This is a genomic window from Flavobacterium ajazii (genome assembly GCF_010614725.1).
Classification (GTDB): Bacteria; Bacteroidota; Bacteroidia; order Flavobacteriales; family Flavobacteriaceae; genus Flavobacterium; species Flavobacterium ajazii.
This window is the reverse complement of the sequence record NZ_JAAEHL010000003.1, coordinates 545,625-567,190: the sequence shown is the minus strand read 5'-3', so window position 1 is coordinate 567,190 and position 21,566 is coordinate 545,625. Positions and strand designations below refer to the sequence as shown.

Sequence of the window (21,566 nt, the reverse complement as noted above, 5' to 3'; positions counted from 1 at the left end):
CCGCTCTGAGTACCAAAACAAAAAAAAGCGTAATTACTAAATAAATGTAATTACGCTTTTTTGGGTTTATGAAATATCGGGCTATCTTTTTGTGATAATGAATTCTTATGTTCTTGATCTTGGTTGCACTATCCTTTTGTGAAAAACTTCTTTTTTTATTCTAAAAACTTCTCAGAAAAATGATACAGCGTAAATCCCATGTGAAACGCTAAAAAAAACTTTTTACTTTTGTTAAATTAAAAGCAATTTTGGTTTTAAGTTTAGGCTTGATTAGCCTTTTTGGGTTCGAATCTGTATTTTTGTTTTAAATATTTATAAGTTAATTATGAAAAAAACTATTGTATTGTTGACGTTATTTGTTATTTCAAATATGGTCGCTCAACAACGTCCTAAATTGGTTGTTGGAATTGTGGTTGATCAGATGAAAATGGAATATTTATACCGATTTTTAGATGATTTTTCTCCAAACGGATTTAAAAGATTAATGAATAATGGATATACTTTTCAAAATATGCATTATAATTATGTGCCTACTTATACAGCTCCGGGCCATGCATCGATTTATACAGGTACTACACCTGCTACACATGGAATTGTAGGTAATGAATGGTTTAGCAGAAGTCTTGGGAAACAAATGTACTGTACGGATGATGCTTCTGTAAAAACTGTCGGAGACGGAACTGCAGATGAAGGCGAAATGTCACCAAAAAATCTGCAGAGTACTACCATTACAGATGAAGTTAGAATGGCAACAAATTTTCAAGGAAAAGTGATTGGAATGAGTCTTAAAGATCGTGGTGCCATTTTGCCGGCCGGGCATTTTGCGAATTGGGCTTTTTGGTACAGCAAGACAGGTTCTTTTATTTCCAGTACATTTTATGGAGAAAAATTACCTGAATGGGTGTCAGAATTCAATAATGAGAAAAACTATCTGAAATACATTAATAAAGGCTGGGATTTGTATAAGCCTGCTTCAACGTATAATGAAAGCCTTCCCGATAATAATCCTTACGAAGGCAAATTATATGGTAGTTCAGCACCTGTTTTTCCATATGATCTGAAAACGATGTATGAAAAAAATGATGCAGGAATATTGAGATCTACTCCTTTTGGAAATGATTTATTAGCTGATTTTGCTAAAAAAGCTATTGAAAAAGAAGAATTAGGGAAAGATAATATTACGGATTTCCTGACCGTGAGTTTTTCGTCTACTGATTATGTTGGACATTTATTGGGACCACGTTCTATGGAACTTCAGGATACTTATTTACGATTAGATCAGACAATAGCTGACTTTTTAACTTATTTGGATAAAACAGTAGGAAAGAATAATTATTTACTTTTTTTAACCGCTGATCATGCTGGTGCAGAGAATGTTATTTATTTGAAAGACAGGAAATATGATGTTGATAATTATCCGTCAAAAGATTTTAGAAAGAGTTTGCAGGATTTCTCTGTGAAAACGTTTGGAATAGATTTGCTTTTGAATTATTCTAATTTTAATATCTTTTTCAATAAACAGATTGTTAAAGACAAAGGTTTAGATTTAGTAAAAGTAAAACAAGCGTTTAAGGAGTTTTTAATTTCGTTGCCACAGGTTAAAAGAGTATATACTGAAGAAGAAATTTTAGCTAATTCAGGAAATGATTATTATTTGAATTTTGTTGCGAAAGGATATGATGTAACACAGGATGGTGATATTGTTGTAATTGGTAAGCCAGGTGTTATTGAATATTTGCCAACAGGTACTTCACACGGAACGGCTTATACTTATGATACTCACGTACCAGCAATTTTTTTTGGTTGGCATATTAAAAAAGGAGAATCTTATGATAAAAAGGCGATTACTGAAATTGCACCAACTATTGCTCAAAAAATAAAAGTTACTTTTCCTAATGGAACAGAAGCTAAAGTAATGCAGGAAGTTTTAGATGAAAAATAATATTTTAAAAATACAAAATTTGAAACTGTCCTTTTAAAGGTAGGTTTTTTATGAAAAAAAGGCTTTTCAGTATTGAAAAGCCTTTTTTCTGAGAAATTATAAATTATTATTTTAGTAATAACTATGCGTTTGTTAATACTAATTCTTCATTGAAAGGAAGATTCCAAGCTTCGGCAACTCCTTTGTAAAGGATTTTTCCGTTTGCAATGTTTAGTCCTTTTTTCAATTCTTCGTTTTCGTTACAAGCTTTTTCCCAGCCTTTGTTTGCTAATTGTACTGCGTAAGGTAAAGTAGCATTAGTTAAAGCTAGAGTAGATGTATAAGGAACAGCACCTGGCATATTAGCCACACAGTAGTGAACAATATCATCGATAATAAAAGTTGGGTTTTCGTGAGTTGTTGGAGTACAAGTTTCTATGCAACCTCCCTGGTCTACAGCAACGTCAACAACAACAGTTCCAGGACGCATTAATTTGAGCATGTCACGAGTAATTAAGTGAGGCGCTTTTGCTCCCGGTATTAAAACTGCTCCAACAATTAAGTCAGCATCTTTAATTGCTTTTGTAATGTTGTAATGGTTTGACATTTCTGTATTTACATTTGCTGGCATAATATCATCTAATTGACGCAAACGTGGCAAACTTAAATCCATGATAGTTACTTGAGCACCTAAACCAGCAGCCATTTTTGCTGCCTGAGTTCCTACGATTCCTCCACCTAAAACTAGAACTTTTGCTGGTGGTACACCCGGTACACCTCCTAAAAGAATTCCTCTTCCTTTTAATGGTTTTTCAAGATATTTTGCTCCTTGCTGAATTGCCATACGACCTGCGACTTCAGACATTGGAACCAATAGCGGCAAGCTTCTGTCTGTTTTTTCTACAGTTTCGTAAGCTAAACAAACTGCACCTTTTTCTAACATTGCGTGAGTTAATTCTTCAGAAGAGGCAAAGTGAAAATAAGTAAAAAGTAATTGGTCTTTTTTAATCAAGGGATATTCTGAAGCAATTGGCTCTTTAACTTTGATAATCATTTCTGCAATAGCATAAACGTCTTCAATTGTTGGTAATACAACCGCACCAGCATCTGCATATTCTTCATCGCTGAAGCCACTTCCTAAACCGGCAGTAGATTGAATGTAAACTGTATGTCCGTGTTTTTTTATTTCAGAAACACCTGCAGGAGTTAAAGCCACACGGTTTTCATTATTTTTAATTTCTTTTGGAACACCTATTATCATAATGTTATGTATTTTGTTTTTTTATAGAGTTATGTTACAAATGTATTAATAGAGAATATATTATTGATAAATAGGTTTTAAATAAGAAAATATTATTTTATTTTATATTTTTACAGAAAAATATTCTTTATAAAATCCCTTTTATTTCCTTAAAAAGAAAAAATGACTGATTTTAATTAAAAATAGAAAACGTTTTCGTTATGGCTTTAGATGAAATTGATAAAAAAATCTTACGTCTTTTACAGGAAAATGCTCATTATACCCTAAAAGACATTGCAAACAAAATAAATTTATCATTAACACCAGTTCATGATCGGGTTAAACGACTTGAAAAAGAAGGTGTTATAGAGAAGTATGTTTCTATTTTAAATAAGAAAAAACTAGGGAATAATCTAACTGTTTACTGTCAGGTAACCTTAACAAAACAGACATACGATACCTCTGAAGGATTTAATCAATCCATTTTAAATATGCCTGAAGTTGTAGAGTGCAACTATGTATCGGGAAACTTCGATTATATGCTGAAAATTATCATTCCGGATATGGAAAGCTATCATTATTTTCATCAAAAGAAATTATCTGTTTTACCTGAAGTTTCCTTAATTAATACTGTTTTTGTGATTTCTGAAGTAAAAAGTACAACAGTACTTCCTATTTAAAACAAAAACCACCAGAAAAATTCTGATGGTTTAAGAAATGGTTGGTTTTGGTTTTTATATTAATAGTAAGTGAATCTCCTAACTTTGGCAATATACTTTGCTAAACGAATTACCTGATGACTATAACCATATTCATTGTCATACCAAATGTAAAGGATAATGTTTTTTCCGTCTTTAGAAACGATAGTTGCATTACTGTCATAAATTGCAGGTGCAGAAGTTCCAACAATGTCAGATGAAACAAGTTCATTATTTAATGAATATTTAATTTGTTCTACCAATTCGCCTTCAAGGGCATATTTCTTCATTATTTTATTTACAGCAGTTATTGAGGTTGATTTTTTGACTTCTAAGTTTACAACTACCAAAGATCCGTTTGGAACCGGGACTCTAATCGCATTTGAAGTCAGTTTTCCATCAAGTGACGGAATTGCTTTTGCAACCGCATTGCCTGCTCCTGTTTCAGTAATAACTATGTTTAAGGCTGCAGCTCTTCCACGACGGTATTTTTTGTGCATATTATCAACCAGATTCTGATCGTTTGTATAGGCGTGGATAGTCTCCAAATGACCTTTTGTGACCCCTAAACTATCTTCGATAACTTTTAAAATAGGAGTTATAGCATTTGTAGTACATGAAGCTGCCGAAAAAATAGCTGTCTCATCCGGATTGTATTCATTATGGTTTACGCCATATACAATATTTGGAACTCCTTTTCCGGGTGCCGTCAACAATACTTTACTGACTCCTTTTGAAATTAAATGTTTTTTTAAAGTTTCTTCGGATGTAAAAGCTCCACTGTTTTCAATAACAAGTGCGTCATTAATTCCGTATACTGTATAATCTATTTCTTCAGGCGAATTTGCATTGATTATGTTTACTGTAGTTCCGTTAATAATCAAAGCATTATTTTTTGGGTCAGCTGTCACTGAACCCTGAAAATCTCCGTGAATTGAATCGTGTCTCAATAGAGAAGCTCGTTTCTCTAAGATTACTGAGTCAATTTTATCACGGGTTACAATTGCTCTCAGGCGCAACTGATTTCCTTTTCCGGTTTTAGACATTAACTCTCTTGCTAATAAACGTCCAATTCTTCCAAAGCCATACAGGATGACATCTTTAGGCTGAATTTCTTTAGATGATTTGGCTTTTTTTAATTTGTCCATCACAAAATATCGTGCATCAGGATATTTTTCTTCCTCCAGCTGATATTCATAAGTTAGTTTTCCAAGATCTAATTTCGCTGGTGGAAAATCTAATGACAAGATGACTTTTGCAATTTCAACAGAATCAAAAATGCTGATTGGCTTGCCGACAAATTCTCCTGCGTATTGATGCAAGTTGATAATGTCACTAACATTTTTATCCAATAATTGATTTTTAAATAAAACCATTTCGATGGATTTGTCATACCATAAATCACTTATGACTTTAATTAATTCGACACCGGCTCTTCTTCGGTCGACTTGTAGGGATACTTCTTTTTGGTACAAAGTTTTGTTGTTCATAATTAATCGAATTAAAAAAATAAAATGCTCACTATTTTAAAATTTTGCGCAAAACTACTTATTTCAATCGATTTCGTAATTTGTTTTGTGATTTATTTTTGAAAAACAAAAAAGCCACCTTAATTTTTTAAGATGGCTTTCCTTGATTTTTAGTTTCAGTTTGAAACTTAGGTATGACTATTTTTAAATTATAATTCTAAAGATTTCTCCATTTTTATTGATCATTTCGATTCGGACACTTTGACCTTCGTCTTTTTTATTTAAAAGCTTAGAAACTGTTTCAACATTGGTCGCTTTAATATTATCAATACTTAAAATAATATTTCCTTGTAATTCATTTTGATACTGCATCAAATTTTCATTTGTAATGTTTTTGATTTTTACACCATAATCAATTTTAAATTTCTTTTTGTCTACAGCGTCAATATTTTCTAATTCAATTCCTTTAAATTCGGTACTGAAAAATTCATTTTTACTAAGTGTTACTGAGGCTGTTTTAGATTTTCCTTCTCTAATATAAGTAACCTGTACGACATCATTAGGTCTTTTAGTATTGATATAGCCAGAAAGATCTGCATATGTCGAAATGTTCTGATTATCTAATTTTACAATGATGTCACCTTTTGTAAGACCAGCCTTCTGAGCGCCTGATTTAGGGGTAACCTTATTGATATAAAAGCCCTGTGTTTCAGAAATACCTAATTCTTTGGAAGCGTTGCTATTTAATTCACCACCTTCAACACCCAAAATCCCTCTTTGTACATTTCCGAATTCCATAATATCTTCAACAATTTTACGTGCATTGTTTGATGGAACTGCAAAAGAATATCCAACATATGATCCCGTCATTGAAGAAATCATAGTGTTAATTCCGATTAATTCTCCACGGGTATTAACTAATGCTCCACCACTATTTCCGGGATTTACGGCAGCATCGGTCTGAATAAAGGACTGGATTCCGCTGGTGTCTAAATTTCTGGCTTTCGCCGAAACAATCCCGGCAGTAACAGTCGAAGTTAAGTTATAAGGATTTCCAACGGCTAAAACCCATTCTCCAACTTTTACACTGTCAGAATTTGCAAAAGCAGTGTATGGCAATTTTTCGTTGGCATCAATTTTCAATAAAGCAATATCCATTTTGGAATCTGTTCCAATTAATTTTGCTTTATATGATTTTTTATTGTTTAATGTGATTTCAATTTCGGTTGCATCTTTAATAACGTGATTATTTGTTACAATATATCCGTCTTCAGAGATAATAACACCTGAACCGGTTCCAACCTGTTCCTGTTGTTGTCCTCCACCGTAGCCATAGAAAAATTCCATCATGGGATTACTAACTGTTCTGCGGGAAACATTTTTTACGTGAACAACAGTGTGAATTGTTTTATCAGCAGCTTCTGTAAAATCTACTGTTTCGGCAGCCAGACCAACATTTCTGCCAAATGAATTCGGGGCAAGAGTAACAACAGAATTTTCTCTTCCCAATAAAGAATTGTTGCCGTCAAATAATAATTTGTAAGCACCAAGAGTAGTAGCACCACTCAATAATGACACTAAAAATAAGCTTGAAAATCTTTTCATAATTAGGATTTATGTTTAAGTTACTAACGTAAAATTAAAGGAAAAAATTATTTTGAAAAATGGTTTAACGCTCTTTAACATTGATTAACATTTCATTAATTAATAGTGTGTTAAAAATGATGCTATTTAACATATTGAGTTTAAAATTATAGGGTTTGAATGAGATGATTTGTTTTATAATTCTAAAATTGTGATATTGGAACAAATAATATTAAAATTTTAACATTAAATTTTTCAAAGTCATTTAGTGCAAGATGATTTCACAAATTACAATAAATGGTTAATTAATAGTTCGTACTTTTGTACTTTAATAATCCAACAGAAATGCAAATAGAATTTTATAAATATCAGGGTACCGGAAACGATTTTGTAATGATTGATAACCGTTCAGGTTTCTTTCCAAAAGAAGATATAAAACTTGTTGAACGTTTATGCGACAGACGTTTCGGAATAGGTGCTGACGGACTTATTTTACTTGAAAATGATACTGAAACTGATTTCAGAATGGTTTATTATAATTCAGATGGTAATGAAAGTTCGATGTGTGGTAACGGAGGTCGTTGTCTTGTGGCTTTTGCAAATCAATTGGGAGTTATCGAAAATAAAACCACTTTTATTGCTACAGATGGTTTACATCATGCAACAGTAAATAATGATTCAATTGTTTCACTACAGATGATTGATGTTGAAGAAGTTCAAAAGAAAGAATCATATACTTTTTTAAACACTGGTTCGCCTCATCATGTACAAATTGTAGATGATTTGGAACATTATAATGTAAAAGAAAACGGAGCAGCCATTCGTTACGGAGAATTATACGGACAAAAAGGGAGTAATATCAATTTTGTAAAAAAAATAAATGATTCTGAATTTTCACTTCGAACTTACGAAAGAGGTGTTGAAGATGAAACTTTAGCCTGTGGAACCGGTGCTACAGCTGTTGCAATTGCCATGAATGCAACGGGACAAACGGATAAAACTTCAATTGATATAAATGTTGAAGGTGGAAAACTAGCTGTTTCTTTTGATAAGTTGGGAGAACATTTTACTAATGTTTTTTTAATTGGTCCTGCAAAATTTGTTTTTAAAGGAACAATAGAGATTTAATCTTCAGGAAATTTAAAATCAATAATGATAACTCTTAAAGGCGAAAATATTTATCTGCGAGCACTTGAACCTCAGGATTTAGAGTTCATTTACTCCATAGAAAATGATGAGAATATTTGGGAAGTCAGCAATACGCAAACTCCTTACAGTCGTTTTTTGATTAAACAATATTTAGAAAATGCTCATCAGGATATTTATGAGGCCAAACAGCTTCGTTTAGCAATATGTCAGGATGAAGATTTTCCTGCTATAGGGTTGATTGATTTGTTCGATTTTGATCCGAGAAATAATAGGGCAGGAATTGGAATTGTTGTTCAAAAAGAAGAAAATCAAAGAAAAAATATTGGTTCTGAGGCTTTAGAGCTTTTAATAAAATATTCTTTTTACAATTTAAATCTTCATCAATTGTATGCAAATATTGGTGTACAAAATGTAGCCAGTGTCGCACTTTTTACTAAATTTGGTTTTAAGAAAATCGGAATAAAGAAAGACTGGATCTTGTTTCATAACCGCTATCAGGACGAAGCAATTTTTCAGTTAATAAACAAACAAATTTAAATTTTAGACTTTGAAATTAAAAAAGATTATCACGATAGTTGCCGTAGCTGTTATTTCAGTTTTAATGATTTACGGATTTATTTTAATTAGCAAAATTTTTAGCGCCAATACCAAATTTCAGGAAAACGAACTTTACGTATATGTTCCTACTGACGCGACCTATGCAGATGTAAAAAAAATATTAGAACCTTATATTAAGAATTTCGACAATTTTGAAATGGTTGCCAGTAAACGCAGCTATCCTGAAAATGTAAAGTCTGGTCGTTTTTTACTAAAAAAAGACATGAACAACATTGATTTAGTTCGTGCAATGCGTTCTAATGTTCCGGTTAAATTAGCCTTTAATAATCAGGAGCGTTTAGAGAATTTTGCCGGAAGAATAGGCTCTCAAATTGAAGCTGATAGTTTGTCACTGTTGAAAGCTATTAAAGATTCTACTTTCTTAAAAGAAAATGGATTTAATGAACAGAATGTTTTTGCAATGTTTATTCCAAATACTTATGAAGTATACTGGAATACTTCGGCAGTGAAATTCCGTGATAAAATGATTAAGGAATACCACAATTTTTGGACTGCAGAAAGGATTGAAAAAGCTAAAAAACAAGGGTTAACACCAGTTCAGGCTACAATTTTAGCTTCTATTGTACATAAAGAATCAGTTAAAAAGGATGAAAGACCTCGTATCGCTGGGGTTTATTTAAACAGATTACGTTTAGAAATGCCTTTACAAGCAGATCCTACAGTGATTTATGCCTTGAAATTACGTGATAATAATTTCGATCAGGTTATTAAAAGAGTGTTTTATAATGATTTAATTATGAGATCTCCCTATAATACTTACGTAAATATTGGACTTCCTCCGGGACCAATTGCGATGCCTGATATTACAGCCGTTGAAGCAGTTTTAAACCCGGAGAAGCACGATTATATTTATTTCTGTGCGAGTATAGATCGTTTTGGTTATCATGAATTTGCTTCGAGTTATGAGCAGCACACAATTAATGCAAAAAAATATTCAGACTGGATTGCCAGTCAGGGCGTAACAAGATAGTTTTGAATTTTAGAATTTCCTTATTTTTATCGATTTTATTCGTTTTGAGTCTTCAGTCTGTTGAAGCTCAGAATAAAATCGATAATTTTTTTAAGCCTTCTGATACCTTAAATGTAAAAAGGCAAAATGCAGTTATCATAACTGAGGCTGCTTTGGCCACAGCAACCTTAATTGGTTTGAATCAGATTTGGTATGCTGACTATCCTAAATCTGATTTCCATTTTATAAATGATAATGACGAATGGCTCCAAATGGATAAAATAGGTCATTTATATTCGGCTTATCATTTAGGAAGATTTGGTGCTGAAGCACTGAATTGGAGTGGCTCAAGTAAAAAGAATCAACTGATTTATGGAGCAGGTGTAGGTTTTGTGTTTCTCACTGCGGTTGAAGTTTTAGATGGATACTCTACAGAATGGGGAGCATCTTCGGGGGATTTAATTGCTAACGCAGCCGGGACCGCTTTATATGTTTCTCAGGAATTACTTTGGAAGGAACAACGAATTACTCCTAAATTTTCTTTTCATACGACCAAGTATGCTAATCAAAGCCCGGATAAGCTAGGGAAATCCCTTAATGAGCAAATTTTAAAAGATTATAATGGTCAAACTTATTGGCTTTCAGTAAACCTGCATTCTTTTGCTAAAGAAACAAAAATTCCGAAGTGGTTAAATGTTGCTTTTGGATATGGAGGTGAAGCGATGTTATCCGGAAATAATAAAACTCAAATTCCTGACGTTGGTCAAAATCCAGAAAATTTTCGTCAGATTTATCTTTCTTTTGATCTCGATTTAGCTAAAATTAACACAAAATCGCATTTTTTGAAAACTGTTTTTTCAGTTTTTAATACCATAAAAATTCCGGCTCCAACTCTCGAATATACCGCAAATAAAGGGCTTAAAGGATATTGGATATATTTTTAGAAACGCTATTTTGTTGATTATCAGTATTGTTTTGGATTTATTACCTTTGCACCGTAGAAATTTCAAAAAGGTGACAGCGTTTTGAAGAAAAACAATTTATGATAAAGAAATGGTATTTTTATGCGGGTTTAGTCGTTATTATTACATTTTTAAGTTTGGGTTTTAAACCCTTTAGTCTGAAAACCAAACCTTGGTTTATTACAGAAAAAACAGATGGATCAGAATACTTACTGCCATCACAAAAAGAGGATGATTATCCTGTTTCAACTAAATTAAATGTCCCATACACAGGAAATCGTTTTATTGGTTTCAAAGAAGCAATAGCTTTTAAAGAATCTCAGGGAAAATACAGAAAAGTAAATTCTATTGGGTACATGGGAAAATACCAGTTTGGTTCTAAAACTTTAAGAGCCGTAGGTGTTCAAAATGACAAAGCATTTTTAAAAGATCCTGCTTTACAGGAGAAAGCTTTTATTGCGTTACTGTCCAAAAATAAATGGATTTTGCGCAATGAGATTGAAAAGTACGAAGGAAAAATTATTGACGGAATCGAAATTACCGAATCGGGAATTTTAGCGGCTGCACACTTAGGAGGTGCCGGGTCAGTAAAAAATTTCTTTAAAAACAAGGGAAACAGGCATTTCAGAGATGCTTATGGAACTTCTTTAAAGAGTTACATGAAAGCCTTTGGAGGTTACGATCTTTCTTATATTGAAGCAGATAGTAATGCTACAATTAACGATTAAAAATTACAAAAAACAAAAACCCGAAAATTATCGGGTTTTTTTATACAATTGACTTTTTTTAATCAATTAAGATTTCTAAAATTTTGATGGCAGTATCACTAATTTTTGTACCAGGTCCAAAAATAGCTACTGCTCCGGCATCAAATAAATATTGATAGTCCTGCGAAGGAATTACACCTCCAACAATGACCATAATATCTTCACGGTCATGTTTTTTTAGTTCTTCAATTACCTGAGGTACCAATGTTTTATGACCGGCAGCCAATGACGAAATACCTAAAATATGTACATCATTTTCTACTGCTTGTTTAGCAGCTTCTGAAGGAGTCTGAAATAGCGGACCAATATCAACATCAAATCCCATATCCGCATAACCTGTGGCTACTACTTTTGCTCCACGGTCATGACCATCCTGTCCCATTTTGGCAATCATGATTCTTGGGCGTCTTCCTTCTTGTTTAGCAAAAACATCAGCTAGTTGTTTTGCTTTTTCAAAATTCTCGTCGTTTTTAATTGCTGCACTATACACACCACTAATAGATTTTATTTGTGCTTCGAACCTGCCAAAAACACTTTCGAGAGCATTACTAATTTCGCCTAAAGTTGCTCTGTTTCTCGCAGTTTCAATCGCAATTTCCAGTAAATTTCCCTGACCGGTTTTTGCACAATAAATTAATTTTTCGAGTGATTGGTTTACTTTTTCAGTATTTCTGTTTGTTTTTATTGTTGAAAGATGTTCAATTTGTTTTTTGCGAACCATTTGGTTGTCTACATCTAAAATATGCAAAGGATCTTCTGTTTCTAATCTAAATTTATTTACGCCTACAATAATATCTTGTCCACTGTCAATTCTTGCTTGTTTTTTTGCTGCAGCCTCCTCAATTCTAAGTTTGGGAATTCCGGTTTCAATGGCTTTCGTCATTCCGCCTAATTCTTCTACTTCTTCAATGAGCTTCCAGGTTTTCTCTACCATTTCATTGGTAAGGCTTTCGACATAATAACTTCCTGCCCATGGATCTACCGTTTTGGTGATTTTAGTTTCTTCTTGCAAAAAAATCTGAGTGTTACGCGCAATTCTTGCAGAAAAGTCTGTTGGTAAAGCAATTGCTTCATCAAGGGCATTGGTATGTAATGATTGTGTTCCTCCAAATACAGCTGAGGAAGCTTCAATACAAGTTCGGGTTACATTATTAAAAGGATCCTGTTCAGTTAAACTCCATCCGCTTGTCTGACAATGCGTTCTTAAAATTAATGATTTATCACTTTTTGGATTGAATTGTTTTACCAGTTTCGCCCAAATCATTCTTCCGGCTCTCATTTTGGCAATTTCCATAAAATGATTCATACCGATAGCCCAAAAAAATGATAATCTTGGAGCAAATTGATCAATAGTCATCCCTGTTGATAATCCCGTTCGGATGTATTCAAGGCCATCTGCTAAAGTATACGCCAGTTCAATATGAGCTGTTGCACCCGCTTCCTGCATATGGTATCCTGAAATTGAGATAGAATTGAATTTTGGTATTTTTTTACTTGTGAATGCAAAAATATCGGCAATAATCTTCATTGAAGGCGTTGGGGGATAGATGTACGTATTACGAACCATGAACTCTTTTAAAATATCATTCTGTATGGTTCCTGAAAGTTTTTCAGTTGGAACGCCTTGTTCTTCTGCAGCAACAATATAAAAAGCCATAATGGGCAAAACTGCGCCATTCATGGTCATGGATACCGACATTTCATCTAATGGAATCTGATCGAAAAGGATTTTCATATCTTCTACAGAGTCAATAGCAACACCTGCTTTTCCAACATCTCCAACAACTCGTTCATGATCGGAGTCATAGCCACGATGGGTCGGTAAATCAAAAGCGATCGATAAACCTTTTTGACCGGATGCTAAATTTTTTCTGTAAAAAGCATTGCTTTCTTCAGCTGTTGAAAACCCCGCATATTGTCGAATGGTCCATGGTTTTTGTACATACATGGTCGTATAAGGACCTCTCAAGTTTGGCGCAAAACCTGCTCCAAAATCTAAAAAATCCAATTCTTCAATATCTTTTTCAGAATAGTTTTTTTTGATTTCGATTCCTTCGGCTGTGGTAAAATTTTGATTTATAGGCTCAGAGTTATGCGTCAGTTCGTCTAACGTCTCACTTTTAACATCTAACTTGATATGTCTAAGGTCTTTTCTTATCATGGAGACATTCTGGGTGTGAATATTAATTACGTTTAAAATTACTCAATTTCAAGTCTTTCTTGTTCAACTTTCTCAGCTAATCTTTTTTCTATAATTGGTGTAATTAATGTTTTTCTTGGTTTTATTTTTACAAAAGGAAACAGTTCTAAATCGTGTTTCATTTTGTCTTCCGGATTTGGATATTTATTCGTGCCTAATAAAACTTCTTTTTGGGTATCAAATAATTCCTGTTCTTTATTAGCGCTTTCCTGAATTTTCTTCTTGATGGTTCCATCATTCAAAAGTTTTAAAAAGCCTCCATTACTTTCAATATCTTTAAATAAAGCCAGACTTTTTTCTGCCAGTTGAATGGTTAAGCTTTCAATATAATAACTGCCATCAGCTGGGTTGTCTACTTTGTCAAAATAACTTTCATGTTTTAAAATCAATAGTTGATTTCTTGCAATCCGGTCGCCAAATTCATTGTCTTTGTGATACAAGAAGTCATAAGGCAAATTAGCAACAGCATCTGCACCTCCTAATATTGCCGACATACATTCTGTTGTGGTGCGAAGCATGTTGACATTGTAATCGTATATGGTTTTATTGCGTTTGGTTGGTGTAACCAATAAATGACATTCTAAATCTGGATTGTATTCGGAAGCAATTAAATTGAAAAGCATTCGCAAGGCACGAAGTTTTGCAATTTCAAAGAAATAATTAGTTCCTGCAGCTATTTGAAATACAATTGGTTTTGTCAAGTCAGGAAAGCGATTTAGATATTCGTTTGCATGTGCCAGACTGTATGCAATCTGTTGTGTTATATTTGCTCCGGCATTTTGGTAGAGACCTAAATCAACACTTAGTAAAGAAAGATTGGAAGTTGCTATCGAAAGTTTTTCGAGAGTTTCAAAGTTATTTTTATCAGATGTTATAAACCAGTTTCCTTCTCGGGCTAAATGTCCAATTGGATCAAAATTACAATAAAAAAGAGTATTTTTTTGAATTGAAATAGTATCCAGTTTTTTTACGAAATCGATTGAAATAAAATTCAAATTAAAGTAAACGATTCGGTTTTCTAAAGGAAGGTTTTTTAATAATTTTTGAATATCTATTTTTTCATTTTGAATGGTAAAACGTAAACTTTCTGCACCTCTTTCCAGAGTATTAATGGCTCTTTGAATCGATTTTTCAATATCGTAAACAAATATGTTTTGGCAGATTTTAAAATTGGAAGCCTGTGTTTTTACCGGAGCAGTTTTAAAATCTTCATCGTAATGGTAAAATGGTTTTACCTGAATATCTTCAGGAGAATTCCAGATTACAGTTTTGTTGTAATCGGCTCCATCCAGTTCAAACTGAATTTTTTGTTTCCATTGTTTGGATGAAATCGGACTAAAATCGTCGAATAGGGTAGTAGCCATTTGATGTTTTTCTAATTATTCTTTTTCCTGAATCGTATCTCCTTCAAATTTGATAATGTATATGTCTTCACTGTCTTTTTTCATGAAGTACTTTTCGCGGGCATATTTCTCAATCTGTTCAGGATTTTTGAGTTGTTTGATTTGTTCCTCGTCTTTTTTTATTTCTTCCTGATAATAGGTTTTATTGTCCTCAAGCTCATGAATCTGATCGTTTAAAAACCGATGGTCGAAATAAGAATAATTATCTAAAAACAGCATCCATACTATAAAAAACAGCAAAACCCAAACATATTTATTGCTTAGGAATCTGAACCAGGATTTATCTTTATACGGATTTTTCATTTTAGTTTTATTTTTAGCCCCGATGGAGCCGGTATCCTTTTTATGGCTTTTTCTGCGATAAAAAGATAAAGGCGAGAGCGGGACACGGGCGGAGCGAACTGGCAAAGCAAACAGCTCCTTATTTTTATGGAATAAATTTACAATAAAAATTATGAAATTCGCTGATTAATTACGGCACGAACCACATCAATTGCGACTGTATTGTATTTGTCATTTGGAATTATAATGTCGGCAAATGCTTTTGAGGGTTCTATAAATTGCTCATGCATAGGTTTTAAGGTGTTTTGATAACGATTTAAAACTTCGTCGATATCGCGCCCGCGTTCTGAAATATCTCTTTTTAAACGACGAATTAATCTTTCATCAGAATCTGCATGAACGAAAATTTTAATGTCAAACATATCACGTAATTCCGGATTGGTCAAAATTAAAATGCCTTCAACAATCATTACTTTTCTTGGATGTGTAGAAACGGTGTCATCTGTCCTGTTATGCTGAATAAAAGAATAAACCGGCTGATCTATTGTTTCACCTGCTTTTAAAGCTTTAAGATGTTTTACCAGTAATTCGAAATCGATAGCACGAGGATGGTCAAAATTGATTAAGGCTCTTTCATCAAATGACAAATTGTGGGTTTCTTTGTAGTATGAATCCTGAGAAATCACGCCTACTTCTGTGTCTGGCAATTCATTCATGATTTGATGTACTACGGTTGTTTTTCCACTTCCTGTTCCTCCTGCAAGTCCAATAATGAGCATAATTTTGATGTTATAATTTGTTTCGCAAAAATAATAATTTAAGTGAATTGGTTATATGTATTATTCATTTAAACCATATTGGTAATGTTAGTAAATATAAGTGATTAGAATATTCAAACATTTTTTTACTTCATTGAATTTATATCACTTATAGTCGAAAAAACATAAAAAAAATCCCGAAAGTAAAACCTTCGGGATTTCGTGCAATCAGTATAGTTTTAATAAAATATTCTGAATTTAGTAAGCACTTGTAATTATTTATTCTTTTTTGCTTTTATCATCATTTCAAGTTGGTCCCAAAGTTCTTCGGGAATTGCTTCTAATAAGTTGAATTGTCCTGCCCCTTTTAGCCATTCACCTCCATCAATAGTAATAACATCACCATTTACGTAAGCTGAAAAATCAGACACCAAATATGCTGCCAAATTTGCCAGTTCCTGATGATCACCTACACGTTTTAATGGAACTTTTTTTGCCATATCAAATTTCTCTGCCAAATCTCCCGGTAACAATCTGTCCCATGCGCCCTTAGTCGGGAAAGGTCCAGGAGCAATTGCATTAGAACGGATTCCGTATTTTGCCCATTCAACAGCCAAACTTCTTGTCATAGCCAAAACTCCTGCTTTTGCTGTAGCACTTGGTACTACATAAGCTGATCCTGTCCAGGCATAAGTTGTTACAATATTTAAAATCGTTGCTGATGTCTGTTTACTGTCAATCCAGTGTTTTCCAAACGCAAGTGTACAGTTTTTTGTACCCTTTAGTACAATATCTATAACAGTGTCAAATGCATTGGCAGACAAACGCTCTGTTGGAGAAATGAAATTTCCGGCTGCGTTATTTAAAAGAACATCTACTTTTCCAAAAGTTTTTAGAACTTCCTGAAGCATGTTTTCGACTTCTTCATAATGACGAACATCACATTGAAGAGGCAAACATTTTCCACCGGTTTCAGTTTCCAGCTCTGTCGCAGTTGTTTTAAGCTTTTCTAAATCTCTTGAAGTAATGGCTACCTGAGCTCCTAATTCTAAAAAATATTTAGTCATTGCTTTCCCTAAACCGCTTCCGCCGCCTGTAACCACAATGACTTTACCTTTTAAAGCATCGTCCCGTAACATTTTATCTGTATAGCTCATACTTTTTTTATTTTACAAAATTAGTTAATTTAAATAGGATGCGTGCATAATATTGTTATAAATTTTCGAAAAACTTCATATTACACATATTTTTTTTGCTGCAGATTCGAGTGTAAAGTTATCTTTAGCGAAACAAAAACGAATTAATCTCTTGTCTTTATGATCTGAATAAAAAGTTGAAATTGGAATTGCAGCAACTCCATGATCAGTGATTAGTTTTTTGCAGAAAGTTACATCATCTTCATCAGAAATTGAAGCATAAGAAGCAACCTGAAAATAAGTGCCCTCACAAGGTTTTAGTTCAAACCGACTGTTTTGAAGCAATTTTTGAAAATAATCTCTTTTTTCCTGATAGAATTTTCCAAGTAAATTTACATCAACAACATCTAAATATTCGCTTATTGCAAACTGTGAAATGCTGTTAACACTAAAAACCAAAAATTGATGTACTTTTTTGATTTCTTTCATTAAATGTTCCGGAGCAATGGTGTAACCAATTTTCCAGCCTGTAATGTGAAAAGATTTTCCGAAAGAAGAAACCATAACACAACGATCTAAAAGGAAATCTTTTGTATGGGTAGAAATATGTTTTTCTTCAAAAGTAATGTATTCGTATACTTCATCAGATAAAACAATGATTTCAGGATATTTTTCAAGAAGATTTTTTAATTGAATAAAATCATTTTCGGTTAAAATTTTCCCTGTTGGATTATGCGGATTGTTGATAATCATCATTCTGCTTTTTGCAGAACAGGCTTTTTCAATCGTTTCCCAATTTGGAGTGTAATCATCGTTTAGCGCCACCCGAACTGGTTTGGCTTTGCATAGTAAAACAGGAGATTCGTAAGAGTCATAGCTTGGATCCAGAATAATGACTTCATCGTTTTCTTTTATTAAAGCCAAAATGGTTGTAAAAATTCCCTGAGTGGCACCTGCTGTAACCAAAAGTTCTATATCAGGATTAATTGTTCTATTATAAGAACTCTGGATTAATTTTACAATTTTATTCATCAACGGCGGATAACCTGCCATTGGCGTATATTGATGCACATTTTTCTTTGCTAATCTTGCAACAATGTCGGTCAATCTTTCATCAACGGGAAAATTTGGAAATCCCTGAGAAAGATTTATCGCATTGTATTCTGCAGCCATTTTTGACATTACCGTAAAGATGCTTGTGGTGACGTTAGGGAGTTTACTCATGATAAAGTTTGATTAGAGAAAAAACTTGAGAGTAATTATTTTGGAGAACTATTTACATACATAGGGGCAGAAAAAAGAACTCTAACGGTTTTATTATTTTGTTTTCCAGGACTCCATTTCGGAGACATTTTTAAAACACGAATTGCTTCCCTTCCTGTTTCGAAGCCAATATCTCTCAATATTCTAATCTCGCTTAAAGAACCATCTTTTTCTATGACAAAAGTGACATAAACTTTTCCTTTTAATTCTGGATTACTTGCAGGAATTTTAAAATTCTTTTCAACAAATTTATTAAATTCAATCATTCCTCCCGGGAAATCTGGTTTAATATCTATTCCGGCAGTATTATAAACATTGTAATCATTATTAGGAACGTCGCCTTCTGGGTAAGGTTTATTAATTGGTTCATCCAATGTGATAATTTCGCTTTTCGTTGGAGTTTGAGCAAAGATGTTTTGTAAAAAAAAAGTTAAAAATAGAATTAAAAATTTTTTCATGATAACGAGATTTAAATTACATTTTATGAATAATAAAAATAGTAGGACGTTTATCAATATCAATTTTCAGCTTCTTCCAATCTGAAACTTTCATTGTTTTGATAAATTCTGTCGGCAAAGTAATATCAGTTGCAATACAAAGATGTGTTGAAGGATTTAAAATCTGCAAAAGATCTTCTGCCAGTTTATTGTTTCTGTAAGGAGTTTCAATAAAAATCTGTGATTGGTTTTTATCTTGAGATAATTTTTCAAAATGTCTTAAAGCTGATTTTTTTTCGTCTTTGTCAATTGGCAGATAACCGTTGAAAGTAAAACTCTGTCCGTTCATTCCAGATGCCATCATCGCTAATAGGATAGAAGAAGGACCAACCAAAGGCACAACCTGAATTCCTTTTTCATGCGCCAGTTTTACAATAACTGCACCCGGGTCTGCAACGCCCGGACAACCGGCTTCGCTCATTAAACCCATATTTTTTCCTTCCAATAAAGGTTTTATGAATTCTAAATGTTCGCTTGTTTCAGTTCGTTTGTTAAGTGTAAAAAGAACTAGTTCCGACTGTTTTTTCTCCGGTAAAACTGCTTTTATGGATTTTCGGGCTGTTTTTTCGTTTTCAACAATATAATAATCTATAAGTTCAATACTTCTTTTTACAGTTTGCGGTAAAACATCCATTGGGTCACTTTCGCCCATAGTAGTTGGAATTAAATATAATTTTCCCGGAAGTTTCATATGTTATAGATTATAAAATGAAATACTTTTTCAATTATTGATCATCAAGTAATTGAAAAAGTAAATTAAGAATGTTTTTTGATAAGTTTTTGGGCAATTATTTCGGAAACTTCGTCTAACATCTGATAGACATTGTCAAATCCGTTAACAGCTCCGTAGTATGGATCTGGGACGTCGACATTTTCATTCGGAAATAATTCATTTAGAATAAGATTTACTTTGCTTTTGTGTTCTGGAGTTTTGGCAAGGTGAATGATATCACGAAAATTCGAATTATCCATGACATAAATGTAATCAAATTCATCAAAATCAGAAGTCTTGAATTGTCTTCCTTTTTGTTGATCGATACATAAGCCGTTTTTTTGAGCAACAGCAATAGATCTTTTGTCAGGTGAATGACCTACATGCCAGGAGCCTGTTCCTGCTGAATCAACTATAAAATTTTCTTTTGGCAATTTGGATGCTAAAATACCTTCGGCTAAAGGTGATCTGCAAATATTTCCCAAACAAACCATTAAAATTTTTACTGGCATGATGCGCGTTTATAGCGTTAATTTTTTGTTGATGTCTTCGACAAATTTTTTGAATTGTTTGTCTGTAGAAACTAAGTTGTCAACAGTTTTACACGCATGTAAAACAGTAGCGTGATCGCGGTCTCCAATTTGGGAACCAATGTTTGCTAAAGAAGCCTTTGTGAATTTCTTTGCAAAAAACATGGCCAATTGTCTCGCCTGAACTACATGTCTTTTTCTTGTTTTTGATTGAAGTGTTTCAATATCCAACTGAAAATAATCAGACACGATTTTTTGAATATAATCGATAGAGATTTCTCTCTTTACATTTTTAACAAATTTCTCTACAACACTTTTAGCCAGATCAATTGTTACTTCTTTTTTGTTGAAAGACGATTGAGCGATTAATGAAATAATAGCTCCCTCAAGTTCTCTGACGTTTGTTTTGATGTTTCGGGCAACATATTCAATAATGTCTTCCGGCATATTAACACCATCTCGATACAAAATGTTTTTTAAAATAGAAATACGGGTCTCATAATCCGGTTGGTGCAGTTCTGCAGACAATCCCCATTTGAAACGGGATAATAAACGCTGCTCGATATCCTGCATGTCAACTGGAGCTTTATCCGAAGTTAAAATTACCTGTTTTCCGTTTTGGTGCAAATAATTGAAAATATGGAAAAATACGTCCTGAGTTCCTGATTTTCCTGATAAAAACTGAACATCATCAATAATGAGAACATCGATTAATTGATAAAAATGAATGAAATCATTACGATTGTTCTTTTTTACAGAATCAATATATTGTTGTGTGAAAATTTCGGCAGAAATATATAAAACTGTTTTTTCAGGATATTTGTCTTTTACTTCAACACCAATAGCATGCGCTAAGTGTGTTTTTCCTAAACCAACTCCTCCAAAAATCAATAAGGGGTTAAATGAAGTTCCTCCCGGTTTGTTGGCGACTGCCATACCTGCAGAACGGGCCAGACGGTTAGAATCCCCTTCAAGGAAATTGTCGAAACTATAATTAGGATTTAACTGCGATTCGATTTTTAAATTTCTAATCCCAGGAATTACAAACGGATTTTTAAGTTCAGGATTTAGGTTTTTAAACGGAGCATCAACCTCTTGCGGTTTCATTGGTACTCTGTTGGCACTTGGCAGCTGTTCGGTAAACGGCTGTTTGTTGCCATAAGTGTTTTCCATTTTGATTTTATAGAGTAACTTTGCGTTTTTTCCCAGTTCTTTGGTAAGCGCAACTTTCAATAATTTTACGTAATGTTCTTCGAGCCATTCGTAGAAAAATTTACTTGGAACCTGAATGTATAATGCGTTATCGGTTAGCTCAACTGATTTGATTGGCTCAAACCAAGTTTTGTATGCCTGGTCTTGAATATTGTCTTTTATAAAGGACAAACAGTTTTCCCATACCGATTGAGCAGTTTTAGTCATAGATTCAAA

The 21,566-nt window shown here is 33.2% G+C and carries 20 protein-coding genes; 7 read left to right on the top strand and 13 right to left on the bottom strand.

The genetic code is table 11. The features are described from left to right. The first annotated feature begins 325 nt into the window (after window positions 1-325). Window positions 326-1,942, top strand: coding sequence for an alkaline phosphatase PafA (gene pafA, locus GWR14_RS07940; RefSeq protein ID WP_163408487.1), 1,617 nt, complete (start codon window positions 326-328; stop codon window positions 1,940-1,942). Between the two features lie 121 nt (window positions 1,943-2,063). Here pafA and ald read toward each other — a convergent pair whose 3' ends face one another. Beyond that, entirely contained in the window at window positions 2,064-3,182 is a 1,119-nt protein-coding gene (gene ald, locus GWR14_RS07935) for an alanine dehydrogenase (RefSeq protein WP_163408486.1), read from the bottom strand. A gap of 200 nt (window positions 3,183-3,382) precedes the next feature. Here ald and GWR14_RS07930 point away from each other — a divergent pair, with 200 nt between their 5' ends. After that, entirely contained in the window at window positions 3,383-3,841 is a 459-nt protein-coding gene (locus GWR14_RS07930; protein ID WP_031456201.1) for an Lrp/AsnC family transcriptional regulator, read from the top strand. A gap of 59 nt (window positions 3,842-3,900) precedes the next feature. Here GWR14_RS07930 and GWR14_RS07925 read toward each other — a convergent pair whose 3' ends face one another. Then, window positions 3,901-5,349, bottom strand: coding sequence for a glyceraldehyde-3-phosphate dehydrogenase (locus tag GWR14_RS07925; protein ID WP_163408485.1), 1,449 nt, complete (start codon window positions 5,347-5,349; stop codon window positions 3,901-3,903). A gap of 183 nt (window positions 5,350-5,532) precedes the next feature. Further along, window positions 5,533-6,933 carry a trypsin-like peptidase domain-containing protein gene (locus GWR14_RS07920; protein WP_163408484.1) on the bottom strand — a complete coding sequence of 467 codons (1,401 nt, stop codon included), beginning with the start codon at window positions 6,931-6,933 and terminating at the stop codon, window positions 5,533-5,535. Window positions 6,934-7,257: 324 nt separating this feature from the next. On the opposite strand from GWR14_RS07920, the gene dapF reads away from it, so the two are divergent. From dapF to GWR14_RS07895, 5 genes are all read left to right on the top strand, one after another. Then, a complete protein-coding gene (dapF, locus tag GWR14_RS07915; protein ID WP_163408483.1) occupies window positions 7,258-8,040 on the top strand; it encodes a diaminopimelate epimerase in 783 nt (260 codons plus the stop codon). Between the two features lie 24 nt (window positions 8,041-8,064). After that, a complete protein-coding gene (locus GWR14_RS07910) occupies window positions 8,065-8,598 on the top strand; it encodes a GNAT family N-acetyltransferase (RefSeq protein ID WP_163408482.1) in 534 nt (177 codons plus the stop codon). 10 nt (window positions 8,599-8,608) lie between these two features. Next, a complete protein-coding gene (mltG, locus tag GWR14_RS07905) occupies window positions 8,609-9,649 on the top strand; it encodes an endolytic transglycosylase MltG (RefSeq protein ID WP_163408481.1) in 1,041 nt (346 codons plus the stop codon). 2 nt (window positions 9,650-9,651) lie between these two features. Next, window positions 9,652-10,572, top strand: coding sequence for a DUF2279 domain-containing protein (locus tag GWR14_RS07900; protein ID WP_163408480.1), 921 nt, complete (start codon window positions 9,652-9,654; stop codon window positions 10,570-10,572). Window positions 10,573-10,670: 98 nt separating this feature from the next. After that, window positions 10,671-11,318 (top strand): peptidoglycan-binding protein LysM, encoded by a 648-nt coding sequence (locus tag GWR14_RS07895; RefSeq protein ID WP_163408479.1) that lies wholly within the window; start codon window positions 10,671-10,673, stop codon window positions 11,316-11,318. A gap of 58 nt (window positions 11,319-11,376) precedes the next feature. Here GWR14_RS07895 and scpA read toward each other — a convergent pair whose 3' ends face one another. The 10 genes from scpA to dnaA all read right to left on the bottom strand — a co-directional run bounded on the left by scpA (window position 11,377) and on the right by dnaA (window position 21,557). Then, window positions 11,377-13,518 (bottom strand): methylmalonyl-CoA mutase, encoded by a 2,142-nt coding sequence (scpA, locus tag GWR14_RS07890; RefSeq protein ID WP_163408478.1) that lies wholly within the window; start codon window positions 13,516-13,518, stop codon window positions 11,377-11,379. 38 nt (window positions 13,519-13,556) lie between these two features. After that, window positions 13,557-14,921: a methylmalonyl-CoA mutase subunit beta gene (locus tag GWR14_RS07885; protein ID WP_163408477.1), complete on the bottom strand. Its 1,365-nt coding sequence runs from the start codon at window positions 14,919-14,921 to the stop codon at window positions 13,557-13,559. Window positions 14,922-14,936: 15 nt separating this feature from the next. Next, window positions 14,937-15,263: an FtsB family cell division protein gene (locus GWR14_RS07880; protein ID WP_163408476.1), complete on the bottom strand. Its 327-nt coding sequence runs from the start codon at window positions 15,261-15,263 to the stop codon at window positions 14,937-14,939. A 149-nt stretch (window positions 15,264-15,412) separates the two neighbouring features. Further along, window positions 15,413-16,021, bottom strand: a complete 609-nt coding sequence (gene udk, locus GWR14_RS07875; protein WP_163408475.1) for a uridine kinase — start codon at window positions 16,019-16,021, stop codon at window positions 15,413-15,415. Window positions 16,022-16,275: 254 nt separating this feature from the next. Continuing rightward, window positions 16,276-17,157 carry an SDR family oxidoreductase gene (locus GWR14_RS07870; protein WP_163408474.1) on the bottom strand — a complete coding sequence of 294 codons (882 nt, stop codon included), beginning with the start codon at window positions 17,155-17,157 and terminating at the stop codon, window positions 16,276-16,278. A 75-nt stretch (window positions 17,158-17,232) separates the two neighbouring features. Further along, window positions 17,233-18,360, bottom strand: a complete 1,128-nt coding sequence (locus GWR14_RS07865; RefSeq protein WP_163408473.1) for a methionine aminotransferase — start codon at window positions 18,358-18,360, stop codon at window positions 17,233-17,235. A gap of 35 nt (window positions 18,361-18,395) precedes the next feature. Next, complete coding sequence (locus GWR14_RS07860) at window positions 18,396-18,857, bottom strand: energy transducer TonB (RefSeq protein WP_163408472.1); 462 nt, start codon at window positions 18,855-18,857, stop codon at window positions 18,396-18,398. 16 nt (window positions 18,858-18,873) lie between these two features. Then, window positions 18,874-19,587, bottom strand: coding sequence for an SAM-dependent methyltransferase (locus tag GWR14_RS07855; protein ID WP_163408471.1), 714 nt, complete (start codon window positions 19,585-19,587; stop codon window positions 18,874-18,876). Between the two features lie 65 nt (window positions 19,588-19,652). After that, window positions 19,653-20,120 (bottom strand): low molecular weight protein-tyrosine-phosphatase, encoded by a 468-nt coding sequence (locus tag GWR14_RS07850; protein WP_163408470.1) that lies wholly within the window; start codon window positions 20,118-20,120, stop codon window positions 19,653-19,655. 9 nt (window positions 20,121-20,129) lie between these two features. Next, a complete protein-coding gene (gene dnaA / locus GWR14_RS07845; protein WP_163408469.1) occupies window positions 20,130-21,557 on the bottom strand; it encodes a chromosomal replication initiator protein DnaA in 1,428 nt (475 codons plus the stop codon). Window positions 21,558-21,566: the final 9 nt, after the last annotated feature.

Bases quoted from the DNA above. Each gene is read 5' to 3' on its own strand.
- pafA (WP_163408487.1), top strand. From the start codon at position 326: ATGAAAAAAACTATTGTATTGTTGACGTTATTTGTTATTTCAAATATG.
- ald (WP_163408486.1), bottom strand. From the start codon at position 3,182: ATGATAATAGGTGTTCCAAAAGAAATTAAAAATAATGAAAACCGTGTG.
- GWR14_RS07930 (WP_031456201.1), top strand. From the start codon at position 3,383: ATGGCTTTAGATGAAATTGATAAAAAAATCTTACGTCTTTTACAGGAA.
- GWR14_RS07925 (WP_163408485.1), bottom strand. From the start codon at position 5,349: ATGAACAACAAAACTTTGTACCAAAAAGAAGTATCCCTACAAGTCGAC.
- GWR14_RS07920 (WP_163408484.1), bottom strand. From the start codon at position 6,933: ATGAAAAGATTTTCAAGCTTATTTTTAGTGTCATTATTGAGTGGTGCT.
- dapF (WP_163408483.1), top strand. From the start codon at position 7,258: ATGCAAATAGAATTTTATAAATATCAGGGTACCGGAAACGATTTTGTA.
- GWR14_RS07910 (WP_163408482.1), top strand. From the start codon at position 8,065: ATGATAACTCTTAAAGGCGAAAATATTTATCTGCGAGCACTTGAACCT.
- GWR14_RS07895 (WP_163408479.1), top strand. From the start codon at position 10,671: ATGATAAAGAAATGGTATTTTTATGCGGGTTTAGTCGTTATTATTACA.
- scpA (WP_163408478.1), bottom strand. From the start codon at position 13,518: ATGATAAGAAAAGACCTTAGACATATCAAGTTAGATGTTAAAAGTGAG.
- GWR14_RS07885 (WP_163408477.1), bottom strand. From the start codon at position 14,921: ATGGCTACTACCCTATTCGACGATTTTAGTCCGATTTCATCCAAACAA.
- GWR14_RS07880 (WP_163408476.1), bottom strand. From the start codon at position 15,263: ATGAAAAATCCGTATAAAGATAAATCCTGGTTCAGATTCCTAAGCAAT.
- udk (WP_163408475.1), bottom strand. From the start codon at position 16,021: ATGCTCATTATTGGACTTGCAGGAGGAACAGGAAGTGGAAAAACAACC.
- GWR14_RS07870 (WP_163408474.1), bottom strand. From the start codon at position 17,157: ATGAGCTATACAGATAAAATGTTACGGGACGATGCTTTAAAAGGTAAA.
- GWR14_RS07865 (WP_163408473.1), bottom strand. From the start codon at position 18,360: ATGAGTAAACTCCCTAACGTCACCACAAGCATCTTTACGGTAATGTCA.
- GWR14_RS07860 (WP_163408472.1), bottom strand. From the start codon at position 18,857: ATGAAAAAATTTTTAATTCTATTTTTAACTTTTTTTTTACAAAACATC.
- GWR14_RS07855 (WP_163408471.1), bottom strand. From the start codon at position 19,587: ATGAAACTTCCGGGAAAATTATATTTAATTCCAACTACTATGGGCGAA.
- GWR14_RS07850 (WP_163408470.1), bottom strand. From the start codon at position 20,120: ATGCCAGTAAAAATTTTAATGGTTTGTTTGGGAAATATTTGCAGATCA.
- dnaA (WP_163408469.1), bottom strand. From the start codon at position 21,557: ATGACTAAAACTGCTCAATCGGTATGGGAAAACTGTTTGTCCTTTATA.